The 10,740-nt window shown below is 57.9% G+C and carries 8 protein-coding genes; 7 read left to right on the top strand and 1 reads right to left on the bottom strand.

What is annotated here, in order from left to right; genetic code table 11:
* Positions 1 to 15: 15 nt before the first annotated feature.
* Complete coding sequence (locus VJU77_00800) at positions 16 to 999, bottom strand: zinc-dependent alcohol dehydrogenase family protein (GenBank protein ID HKP01873.1); 984 nt, start codon at positions 997 to 999, stop codon at positions 16 to 18.
* A 366-nt stretch (positions 1,000 to 1,365) separates the two neighbouring features.
* Between VJU77_00800 and VJU77_00795 the strand changes: the two genes are divergently transcribed.
* From VJU77_00795 to phoU, 7 genes are all read left to right on the top strand, one after another.
* Positions 1,366 to 3,831, top strand: a complete 2,466-nt coding sequence (locus tag VJU77_00795) for a metallophosphoesterase (GenBank protein HKP01872.1) — start codon at positions 1,366 to 1,368, stop codon at positions 3,829 to 3,831.
* 574 nt (positions 3,832 to 4,405) lie between these two features.
* Complete coding sequence (locus VJU77_00790) at positions 4,406 to 5,092, top strand: response regulator (protein HKP01871.1); 687 nt, start codon at positions 4,406 to 4,408, stop codon at positions 5,090 to 5,092.
* 6 nt (positions 5,093 to 5,098) lie between these two features.
* A complete protein-coding gene (locus VJU77_00785) occupies positions 5,099 to 6,370 on the top strand; it encodes an ATP-binding protein (protein HKP01870.1) in 1,272 nt (423 codons plus the stop codon).
* 50 nt (positions 6,371 to 6,420) lie between these two features.
* Positions 6,421 to 8,013, top strand: coding sequence for a phosphate ABC transporter permease subunit PstC (gene pstC, locus VJU77_00780; GenBank protein ID HKP01869.1), 1,593 nt, complete (start codon positions 6,421 to 6,423; stop codon positions 8,011 to 8,013).
* 7 nt (positions 8,014 to 8,020) lie between these two features.
* Entirely contained in the window at positions 8,021 to 9,043 is a 1,023-nt protein-coding gene (gene pstA, locus VJU77_00775) for a phosphate ABC transporter permease PstA (GenBank protein ID HKP01868.1), read from the top strand.
* A gap of 11 nt (positions 9,044 to 9,054) precedes the next feature.
* Entirely contained in the window at positions 9,055 to 9,876 is an 822-nt protein-coding gene (gene pstB, locus VJU77_00770; GenBank protein HKP01867.1) for a phosphate ABC transporter ATP-binding protein PstB, read from the top strand.
* 29 nt (positions 9,877 to 9,905) lie between these two features.
* Positions 9,906 to 10,604 (top strand): phosphate signaling complex protein PhoU, encoded by a 699-nt coding sequence (gene phoU / locus VJU77_00765; GenBank protein ID HKP01866.1) that lies wholly within the window; start codon positions 9,906 to 9,908, stop codon positions 10,602 to 10,604.
* Positions 10,605 to 10,740 lie beyond the last annotated feature (136 nt).

Genomic DNA, 10,740 nt, shown 5'->3' with positions numbered 1-10,740 from the left:
TTAGGCGGCTCCAGCTCACGGCACCAGCACCGCCGCCCCACTCAGTTTTCCAGACCGCAACGCTTCGAGCGCTTCGTTCGCCTGTTCGAGGGGAAAGGTTTTCGTTTCGGTTCGAATCGAAATCCGGGAAGCGATTGCCAAAAATTCTTCCGCATCGCGCCGAGTCAGATTGGCTACCGAGACGATCTCTCGTTCCTGCCAGAGATCGCGATAGGGAAACGCAGGAAGATCGCTCATGTGAATTCCACCGCAGACAACTCGCCCGCCCCGCTTCAGAACCCGAAGCGCCGCCGGGACGAGCGCACCGATCGGCGCGAAGATAATGGCGGCATCGAGCTTTTCCGGGGGCGCTTCCTCCGAATCGCCGGCCCAATGCGCACCCAAACGGAGAGCGAATTGCTGCGCCTCGACGTCTCCCGGCCGCGTGAAGGCGAACACCTCGCAGCCTTCGGAACGCGCCACCTGGGTAATGATATGCGCCGCGGCGCCGAAGCCGTAAATGCCCAGTTTCCTGGCATCGCCCGCCTTCCGGAGTGAGCGATACCCAATCAAGCCGGCGCAGAGCAAAGGCGCCGCGCTGACATCGTCGAAGGCATCCGGGAGCCGAAAAGCGAAGCGAGCATCGGCCACGGCGAATTCCGCGTAACCGCCATCGATGGTGTATCCGGTGAACCGGGCGCGCTCGCACAAATTCTCGCGGGCCGAAAGGCAAAATTCGCATTCGCCGCAGGTCCAGCCGAGCCACGGAATTCCAACGCGGTCCCCTCTTTGAAAGTTGTCCACGCCGGGACCGATTTCTTCCACGCGTCCCACCACTTCGTGTCCCGGCACCAGCGGCAATTTTGGATTCGGCAGTTCACCATCGACGACATGAAGATCGGTCCGGCAAACAGCGCACGCGGCTACTTTCACGAGCAATTGCCTCGTCGCAGGCCGCGCAACGGGAAGGTCGTCGCCAATCAACTCTCGCCCGACAGCATGGAGACGCATTGCGCGCATGAGGTCCGTTCTATCCGGCTGGATCAACCGTGGCGGGCGTGATTATCTCGGCGCGCGAAATCGGCCATCATCATTCGCACCGTCATTCTCCTGTTCTGCCCAAATGCGTTCATGACCTCACCTGGTATTCTCATCTGCGGAATGCGAACGACAACAGGTTGTTCGTGGCCACGAGGCACTGTTTTGCCGGGGAAAAATTTTAAGAGCTCGACAGATATCAGTGACCAAAGCAATATCTGGATAGCCCCTCAATCGCCCAGTCCTCCATGAACTTTTTCCTCCAGCCGTCTTGAGCCGCGCAAAATCGACACGCTGTAGTCCTCGAAATTGTTGCGCATTACCATTCGCACGTCGCCCGAATTCTCTATGAAAGCGAACGATTCACTGGCGCTGATGGGGAACCGGAAGACCTATTCCGTGACAATTGTGCACGTCTCGGATATTCACTGGGACTATCCTAACTCCGCTTCGTTTCATACCAAGTCGCTAGGCGGAACGCCGCTTGACGAACTTAACGAGATTTTCAGAAATACACTGCATGAAGCAGCGTTAAAGGCTGCGGCAGTATCGGACAAAACTTACCTTCTTCTGGGCGGGGATAATATCTACAAAAGTAGATGGGACAAGGACCGTGTAGCGACGCTTAACGAGGAATTATTACTGCCCACGGTGAACCTGGCTGGAAAGCGGCTGCCCGTATTTCACGGCGTCATAGCCGTACCTGGCAATCACGATTCATTCTCTCCGCACCGCAATCTCCCGGCGGCAGACAAACAAGGCACGCATGGAGACCCTGCATCCGACAAGTTCCACTATTTTAAACAGATATGTGCTGAGCTCCAAACTAGCAGCAAGGTCCCGATTACCTTCGTAACACCATTTTCGCATCCACCGATTGCGAGAATCGTATATGCCAGAGACACGAGTTATGGGAAAGAGACGGATACCGGACGGGATAAATCGATTTCGATATGGGCTGTCAACTCTGCTGAAAAGTGCGGACTGTACGACGCGGCTGAAGAGAGGCTCCAAATTTTGCTCCGCGACCTTCGAAAGAAGGTCTCCAATTCCAAGAGCCGTTCCCCCGCCGTTCGCAGCGTCATTGAGCAAGTGGAAACAATTCTCGCGGCATACGATAGCCCGGAAAAATCCTACGACCCTGGCTCCATCGACCGAGAGGCTGCGAAGGCCTGCGAGAGAGCGTTATCCCCCGCCGATAGCTTAAGGATCGCAGTTCTTCACCACAATAATCTGCCGACCAACAATGATGACACCAACAAATACAGATTTTTGAATGCGAGCTACTTCAACAAGTTCCTCGTCCGAAATCGATTTAGAATAATCCTGCACGGCCACCAGCACATTTCCGAGGTGGCAGCTTATACCACCTTCCAGTCGTCGCGCGCCGAGGAATACGCTTCCTATCTCACCGATGGCTTTCTTGCCATTGGCGCGCCGGCCTTTGATATTGGCGCACATCAGGCGGGTCACCTCGGTTTTAATATTGTGCGCCTCGAGGTCTCATCAGAGCACAACATATGTCGAGTCGGCGTAACGAGTCATCTTTGGAACGAGGAGGCTAATGACATAAAAGCGCAAACTCGTGTTCACGACATCGCCCTGTGCGAACCCGAGGAAAAGGAGCGTTTGATGGCTCTTTCCGGTGTGAACAGAATTATTTTTAGCAAATCCTCACTGCGCGGTATTGCGCGTTCAATTGACAGCATGGACTACGATCAAAATCATAGCGCGCCGCTCAGAAACGAACTGAGCAACGCTAAGGAAATTAAAGCCATGTACGCCTTAAGCGTTTTCACGCCGATTAACTGGCTTAATGCCAAGCTGTCCGATCTATTTTCCTCCCTGGGGCGGCTAAATATCAAACGAGCGGCCTACGCATATATGCGGCACAAGCGCAAGTCCGTGAATGGCGACGGGTTGCTGTTCCAGTTCTCGAAACCACTGTTGTATGCCCTGCGCGGCGCTACAGCCAATAGCCAGGTTCTGCGTCGCCTAGATTTAGTGGCGTTGGCGTCGAAAATGAAAGAGCAACAATACGCTCAAGCGTATGAGTTCGTAAACAGTAGAATTGCGGCCTTTGCCCTCGGTCTTCGAAGCATGAGCCTTTTCGGACAGGCTATATCGCGGGAATCCGCCAGTAACGCAGGTCTCGATGAAGCCTTGGCTGGCGTAACGGATACTTGGGTCACCGAGGGTGCTACAAGGCCTTTCGCCAATTTCGGCGGTGTATTCAAGAAGGAACTGAAGCAGATGTCTAATCTGTGCGAGTTTCCTCGTATCGTCCTGTGGGAGGAAGAAGATTTCCTACGCCCGTCTGCATTGGACATAATTCTTTTCCATGAAAGTATGGGCTTTCCACTTTTCTGGCTCGATGCATCTCTAATTAAAAACTCTCAGGGATTGCGTCGCAATCGGATAGGATATGTTTCGATAATAGCGTGCCGACGAAGCGACTATGATATTCAATCAGCGAAGGAATTATTTCATAGTCCTGACGGAAAAGCGATTTATCAAATGAGTAATGTAGCTGATTTGTTGTGGGGGGGTAGCGATGTCAAACTGTGGCCCTTGGCGAAGAAGGAAATGGGACTCGAAAAGAAAAAATTCGGTAAGCTTGGACGCAGCGATAGGGCGTTGCATGAGTACGTATGGCTACTGGGACATCCTTCACTTTGTTTTGCCGCCGACGCGTGGTGCGCCAAGCAGGCCGGCGGGGAAATATGGAAGGAGTTTCGCAGAAGACTGGATCGCTCTACGAAGAGGAAGGCCCCGAGAAGAACAAAAGCTAGCTCCTCCGATCGCGCGAGCTAGATGCTTTTGGGAGGACTGTTTCGTGTAGGGGACGCCCGCTAAGCGGATTTAGCTACTGCGAAACGCCCCCAGCGTGGCGACCTTTGGGTGGCGCAGTTCGACAACCAGGAGATTCCGGAAGACGGCGGCATGTTTCAGAACCGGATTCCGAAGGGGGAGGAACTAAATGCATGGCGCGAAGCCTTGAGGCGGGCTGCTGCCGACTCTCAGAGCGGGTAGGCTGCAGCTCATGAACGAGCCCCGTTGGATGGCGCGACAGCCCGGGCTGGACGAACAGAAAGTCGTCAAGCTCGATTATCTCTGGTCCGGCTCTGCGTCGCCAGCCTGGCGTATTTCATATTTCACTCCTGATTTTCGAGCGGCTAAAGAGGATGCCCTTGCGTCGTTGCCTGCTCGTGATCGCGACTGCGGTCGCCATCGCTCCCGCTCGCGCCACCGCGGACGAGGTCCGTGAGTGTCGAGAAGGCGCAGAAGCTGGTGAGTTTTCCTCCCCCGGCGTCCCACGCCATTGCTGACGTTCTTTGACAAACAATGCGTGTCTCTGCAAAGCTCGGGGTCTAAACCGGCCCGCCGAATGTCGACCACGCGAATCCTGATTATTGAGGACGAACCAGACGTGGTCGATTTGCTCACGCTGCATTTGCGCAAAGCCGGCGGTTTCAGCTTGTGCGTCGCCACCGAAGGCGCGGCCGGGCTCCGCCTGGCCCGCGAGGAACGGCCCGCCCTGATCATCCTCGACCTGATGTTGCCCCGAATGCCTGGACTCGAAATTTGCAAGGTTTTAAAAACCGATCCGGCCACGCGCCAGATCCCGATTATCATGCTGACGGCGAAGGCAGAGGAGATCGACCGCATCGTTGGCCTCGAATTTGGCGCGGACGATTACGTGACCAAGCCGTTCAGCCCCCGTGAGCTGATCTTGCGGGTAAACGCGATCTTGCGGCGAGGAAAAGGCGAAGCCACCGAGGAAAAATTGTCGATCGGCCAGATCACCCTCGATCCCGCGCGGCACCAGGTGAGCGTGGGTGGCCGTTCCGTCCGGCTAACCAGTGTGGAATTCAAACTCCTCCGGATGCTCATGCGGCGACAAGGGCGCGTCCAGGAACGCGACCGGTTGCTAAACGAAGTGTGGGGGTACGAAAGTTTGATCGATACCCGCACCGTGGATACGCATGTCCGCCGGCTCCGCAAAAAACTCGGCAAAGCTTCGGCCGCCATCGAAACGGTTCGCGGCTTCGGCTACCGGATCCGGGAAAGCTAAGGGCTGATGGGCTGGCTCGCATTTTGTGGACTGGCCGCCATCGTGATTGTCGCGGCCGTCGTCGTCTGGCGACGGTGGATCGGACCCTGGGAGGACGCGGAAGAATTGGTGGATGCCATTTTCAACGGACGACCTCCGCGGAAATTCCTGATTAGTGCCAACGCGCGAGCGCAACGCCTGGGACTCGCGCTGGAGAAAGTAGGCGATCGCCAGCGAGAGCTCGCAGAGAGGGTCAGGGAAGGCGAGCTGAGCGCCCAGACCGTTTTTGGCGCAATGCTCGATGGCCTCGTGGTGGTGGATGGCCAGCGCCAGGTTCGCCTGATGAATCGCGCGTTCCGGCGTTTGTTCGGCATCGAAGGAAAAGGCCGCGGCCTGCCATTTCTCGAACTGATCCGGCACGCCTCGATCGACCGCCTCGTCCTGGAAGCGGTCCGGGCGCGCGAACCGCAGCGTGAATCGATTCAGCTCTCGCGCGGTCCGAGCGAAGGCCGCGAATTGGAAGTGACGGCGGTGCCTCTGGGCGAAGATTCCGCCCAGATGGAGGGCGCGGTGATCCTCTTTCGCGATGTCACCCAGCTCAAGCAGGTGGAGGAAATACGGCGCGAATTCGTGGCGAATGTTTCCCACGAGCTCCGGACGCCGCTCTCGATTTTTCGCGGATACCTCGAGACGCTGTTGGACGACCCGCACCAGCCGCCGGGCGAGTTGCTTCGGATTCTCGAAATCATGGAGCGCCATTCCGATCGTTTGAACTCGCTCGTGGAGGACGTCCTGAGCCTGGCCCGTCTCGAATCGCCCGGCACCAAGCTCGACTTGTCCGAGGTCGATCTGGCTGAGCTGTTGCACTCGATCATGCGCGACTGGGAAAAACGCTTCGCGGCCGCCAAACTCAAGTCGCACCTCAATTTTCCGGGAAACCTGCCCCTTCTCAACGCGGACGAGAGCCGGCTCCAGGAGGTCATCTACAATTTGCTCGATAACGCGGTGAAATATTCGCAACCGGGAGGCATGGTTTCCTTGCGCGCGGAGCTCGAGGGCGACCGCGTCCGCATCAGCGTCTCCGATCAGGGCGTTGGAATTCGCGAAGAGGATCTCCCGCGGATCTTCGAGCGATTTTATCGCGCCGACAAAGGACGCAGCCGGGAACTCGGCGGGACCGGTCTCGGGTTATCGATCGTGAAACATATCGTGCAGCTGCACGGCGGCACAGTCGAGGCCGGGAGCGAGCCGGGGAAAGGAACGACTATCAGCGCTCTCCTCCCCGTCACACAAACGTAACACTAAACAAATTGCCGGGGAGCTGACCTTTCCGCGATTGTCTTTTTCGCATGGAAAGTGTCGCCGACGCCCGCCTTCTCATCCCGCCGAGAACAAAATCGAGAAAAATGCAGGCGGCCTTCGAGCAGATGATCAAGGCCTTCTTCGGCGGCAATGCCCTCGTCGCCGTGATTGTGCTCGCGCTGATCACCATTTTCCTGTTCCGCGAAGGGTTCGGATTCTTCGGACAGAATCTCGCCAACCTGCGGCTCTACCGGCAGGCCGGGCTCGAATATGTGGACATCATTCGCGGTGTCTCCACCCAACATGAAGCGCTCGCGCGCAACCTGAGCGACATCCGGCTTCGGGAGGTTCGCACCATGGAAAAGCGGAATGTTCCGCTGGACGAAATCAATGCGGCGCTGGTGCCGTTCGATCAATTCGCGGCCGGATTTGGCGACAGCGCGGAGAACATGCGCGGCCTCCTCTCCGATCTCACGGACCAGGCGAGCGCCTTGAAAGAGCAGTTGTTCGCGCGCAACGAATTGCTGGTGCAACGCGAGCAATTGATGCGTTCCGGCAACCAGGCTGCAGCTGCGGCGATTGCGGTGCCGGAAGTGAATCACGATGCCGCTTTGGCCACTTTGGGGCAGAGCGCCGCGACCTTTGATACGGCCAGCGCTGAAATGGCGGCAAAAATTCGCAATCTCCTGGGGGAATCGCCCTCGCTTCCCGATCCAGCCGGGACGAAAGCGCTCGAACAATGGAAATCCAAGGCTCGCGAGTATCTCGATGGATTACCGGTAGCGTCACAGAGATTGCGCGCCTGGTCGCCGGACGTGCTCGTGCCGTGGTATCGCTCGATTAGCTCCTTTCTCACGGGGCGCGAATGGGTCACGGCGAGTTTTTGGCAGGATTGGTACGGAATCATTCCGCTGCTCGTGGGCTCGGTTCTGGTCTCGATCGTGGCGCTGCTAATCGCTGTGCCGCTCGGGGTCTCTTCCGCGATTTATGTGAGCGAAATCGCGTCACGCCACGAACGACGGTTCATCAAGCCATACATCGAATTCATTTCGGCGATTCCTTCGGTGGTGCTCGGCTTTTTTGGAATCGCGGTTGTCGGGCAAGCGGTCCGGGCCGCCTCCCAGTCGCCCCTCCTGAAGTGGGTCTCATTTTTTCCAATTAGCGAGCGGCTGAATGTTTTCACCGCGGGTTGTCTGCTCGCGCTTATGGCGGTGCCGACGATTTTTACTCTTTCCGAAGACGCGCTTCGCAACGTGCCGCGCGGATTCAAGGAAGCGTCTTACGCCCTTGGGGCGAACCGCCTCCAAACCATCGGGCGCGTGCTCGTTCCTGCTTCCCTGTCGGGAATTGTTTCCGCCATTCTCCTGGGCCTGGGACGGGTCATCGGCGAGACGATGGTGGTCCTGCTCTGCGCGGGAAACCGGATTGCGATTCCCGATTTCACCCAGGGGCTGGGCGCCATGTTCCAGCCGGTCCACACCATGACGGGAATCATCGCGCAAGAGATGGGCGAAGTGGTGCGCGGCAGCACGCATTACCGCGCGCTCTTCATGGTGGGCCTGGTTCTTTTTACCATCACGCTCGTGATCAACTATCTCGCGCAGAAACTGGTCGCCCGTTACCGGATGAGCATTGGATAGGACCCATATGACCTATACGACTTATAGGAGGCGCGGACGGCTGCTCGAACAAACGCTCTTTGGGCTCTTCCGCTTCGCCACCTACTTCGTCCTCGCCGCCGCCACCTACATCTTTCTCGACATCGGCATCAAAGGCAGCCGGACGGTTTTTACGTCGACGCCGCCCTTCATCAACATCCCCTTCCTGACGGAGCCGCCCCAAACGCTTTACGTCTTCGACTTCGAAGGAAAAAAATTGACGTTGAGCGACAGGCAGTTTCGCGAATGGAAAGCGGCGCATCCCGCGGACACCGTTGAAGCCACGAGCATCGCCTATTCGGCCGGCGGCATCTGGCCCTGCATTGTGGGAACGGCGCTCCTGGTCATCGGGTCGATGATCCTGGCGCTCGGCATCGGGATCAGCAGCGCGATTTATCTGAACGAATACAGCCGGAACGGCCGCGGCATCCGCCTGATTCGGATTGCGATCCTCAACCTGGCTGGGGTGCCTTCGATTGTCTTCGGTCTTTTCGGTTTTGGATTGTTCGTCATTTTCTTCGGCTGGAATGTTTCGCTCATCGCCGGCTGGTTCACCCTCGGCCTGATGGTCCTGCCCGCGATCATTACCGCGAGCGAAGAATCGCTCCGGGCCGTCCCCCAGGGGTTGCGCGAAGGGTCGCTCGCGCTCGGGGCGAGCAAATGGCAGACGATCCGCAAGAATGTCCTCCCTTACGCGATGCCGGGAATTCTGACTTCCTCGATCCTCGGGATCGCGCGGGTCGCGGGCGAGACGGCGCCCATCATGTTCACTGCGGCTTACGCCATGAAGGACGAAATGCCGTGGCAGGTGGCCAGGTTTACCGACTTCGTTTTCCAGGGGGTCATGGCCCTGCCGTATCACATTTACGTGGTCAGCTCGAAGATTCCGCAGAACGAGTACACGGAACGCGTGCAGTACGGCAGCGCGTTTGTCTTCCTTTTCCTCGTCATGCTGATTGCACTAACATCTATTGTCTTGCGAGAACGAACCAGGAACCGCCTATCATGGTAAGCGTCGCTGAAATGCCCAAATTAACTTCACAGACTCTCGTTAACCCGCCCGCCCCAGTGCCGGAACCGAAAGCGGAGGCCGGCATGATTGAGATCGAGCACCTCGACTTCAAGTATGGCGCGCACCAGGTGCTCCACGACGTCAGTCTCAGTATTCCCGCGCGCGCCGTCACCGCTTTCATCGGGCCGTCCGGCTGCGGAAAAACCACCCTGCTCCGTTGCCTGAACCGGATGAACGATCTTATCGATGGCGCCCAGATCTCGCGCGGCTCGATTCGGATCGAAGGCGTGGATATCAACGCGTCCGAGGTTGACGTGGTCGATCTCCGGCGCCGGGTCGGCATGGTGTTTCAAAAATCGAATCCATTCCCAAAATCGATTTACGACAATGTCGCCTACGGCTTGCGCATCGCCGGGGTCACCAAACGCACGCTGATCGACGAAGCGGTCGAGAAAAGTCTGCGCTCGGCCGCACTGTGGGAGGAGGTCAAAGACCGGCTGCATGTGAGCGGTTACGGCCTTTCCGGCGGCCAGCAGCAGCGGCTTTGTATCGCGCGGGCCCTGGCGGTGGAACCGGAGATCGTCCTGATGGACGAGCCCTGCTCCGCGCTCGATCCCATCGCCACGGCAAAGGTCGAGGAATTGATCCGTCAATTGAAGCAGGAATACACCATCGTCATCGTCACCCACAACATGCAGCAGGCGGGCCGCTGCTCCGATCACACCGCCTTCTTTTATCTCGGGCGCCTGATCGAGTTCGACGCCACCGGCAAGATTTTTTCCAACCCCGGCCAGCGGCAAACAGAGGAGTACATCACCGGCCGCTTTGGTTAAATCGCTTATCGAGCCAACCACGTTCCGCAATGAATGCACCCAAGCATATCCTCGGCACCTTCGAAGAGGCATTGTCGTCTCTGCGCAACAATGTCCTCATGATGTCGAGCCTCACCGAACGCAGCCTCGACCGGGCCATCACCGGCCTCCTCAAGCGGGATGACGACCTGTGCGCGGTCGCGATCGCCGACGACGAAGAGATCGATCAACTGGAAAAGCAGATGGACAAGGATGGAATCGAGTTGCTCCTCCGTTTTCAACCGGTCGCGTCCGATCTGCGCCGGGTCGTTTCCGCGATGAAGCTTTCCTCGAATCTCGAGCGTATGGCGGACCAGGGCACCAACATCGCGCGCCGCGCCCGCAAACTGAACCAACACCCGCCGCTGCCCGAGGCGGAATTGATGAGGCCGATGTACGTCCACGCCATGGCGATGTTCAAGGACGCGGTCGACGCCTATGTCCGCGAAGACGTGCAACTGGCGCGGTCGGTCGTGCCGCGCGACCAGGGCCTCGACGATATGAATTCATCCGCCAGCCGGCGCCTGATCGAACGGATGGCGGAAGATCCCGGCCAACTGCGCGGTTACCTGAATCTGATCTTTGTCTCCCGTTGTCTGGAACGCGTCGGCGATCATGCCACCAACATGGCGGAAGACGCCGTTTACGCCGCCGCGGCCGAAGATATCCGGCATCAGCATTCCGCCCTCGAAGAGAGCGCTGTAAGGTAGCTTGCCGGTTCGTTCGCATCGCGGTTTCCTCTCGGGCAGACGCCGTTTCCGGGCCCGTCCGCCCGGTAAATTGAATAGGCACAGCCGCTGCTACGCCTAAACAGGCGATATGGTTTTTGTTGACCAGCGCGCGTTT

This window comes from Chthoniobacterales bacterium (genome assembly GCA_035274845.1).
In the GTDB taxonomy this organism is placed as follows: domain Bacteria; phylum Verrucomicrobiota; class Verrucomicrobiia; order Chthoniobacterales; family UBA10450; genus AV80.
This window is presented reverse-complemented; position numbering and strand designations above follow the sequence as displayed.